The 1,206-nt window shown below is 39.9% G+C and carries 1 protein-coding gene; it reads right to left on the bottom strand.

Annotated elements, in window-relative coordinates; translation table 11 throughout:
• Window positions 1-462 precede the first annotated feature (462 nt).
• Window positions 463-1,206: reverse transcriptase domain-containing protein (locus tag G5B11_RS18675; protein ID WP_244093083.1), on the bottom strand; the 744-nt coding region annotated here is incomplete at its 5' end.

The following is a 1,206-nucleotide window of genomic DNA, read 5'->3' as shown; positions in this document are numbered from 1 at the left end:
CAGTTGATCTGATACGCCCTCTGGTAAATCCTCTCTGGGGCTAACTGTAATACTCGCTTCTTATACTGCTTCCGTTCCAGCTTGATCTTGGCATTGAACAGCCTTACAATTTCATCCTCTCCCATGTTTCATCACCTCCTGTTTTTGTTTTTCTCAATCTTTCTTTGTGCCGCCGAGAACATTACCGATTGTATCTGCAACCTTACCCAGCAGTTCAAATAACAGCTCCCATGAAAAATCCATTGGCATAGCTCCTTTCTCTGATATATTTGGACATGAAAAAAGCAAAGGAATGTTTCAGCCTTTGCTTTTTCATAATTATAATATGTAATTGAAATTTTGAACTTGTTTTTACACTGCTCCAATTCCACAGTCGAGTAGACTAAGACCTCTCAATCTTAGCCCCTCACAGATCCGTACGTGCGGCTTTTCCGCATACGGCTCCTCATAGTAACATTCGCTTCAATATAAACAATAGTACGTTTTAGGTTTTGCTAACGGGTAATACTTGAGCATTTCCACAAATCCATTCCATGTGTATGCCCGTCTACAACCTCTCCGATTCATGGCTTTGAATAGAAACTGTTGTACTCTATGCAAGAATGTTGTCATCTTCCGAAAATTCCATGTAACACCATAATACCGATAGTGTCCAATTAGTTTTACGTTCAACTCTTTAATTATTTCTCGCATTGATCGATTTCGATTATCGTAAATCCAGTTCTTGTATGCTCTAACCTTTAGCTCAAACTTCTTTCTTGAAGTCTGTACCTTTGGCACAAAACCTCCCTTTCGAGTTTTGCTACAGTAGAAGGTAAATCCCAGAAAATCAAATGTTTCAGGCTTACATTCTCCTCTTGCTCTACGATTCTGCTCTGCAAATCTCCCAAATTCAATCAGTCTGCTTTTACTACTTTCCAGCTCCAGTCCAAACTTTTCCATTCGTTCCTTTAACTCTTTATAGTATCTTTCAGCTTCTGACTTATATTGAAATCCTGCAACAAAATCATCCGCAAAGTTGACGAGAAAACACTCTCCCTGCATTTCCCTTTGCACCACCAGCTTAAACCACAGCGTCAGCACATGATGCATGTATATATTTGCAAGCATCGGACTCATTACTGAGCCTTGTGCCGAACCTTCTTCTGTTGGCTCGAATTTTCCTTGCTCCATTATTCCTGCTTTAAGGTATTTACGTATTAGCCA

The sequence above is a fragment of the Blautia glucerasea genome (assembly GCF_013304385.1).
GTDB classification, from domain to species: Bacteria; Bacillota; Clostridia; order Lachnospirales; family Lachnospiraceae; genus Blautia_A; species Blautia_A ammoniilytica.
Note: the sequence above shows the minus strand (reverse complement) of the source record. Positions and strands in the feature narration are given on the sequence as shown.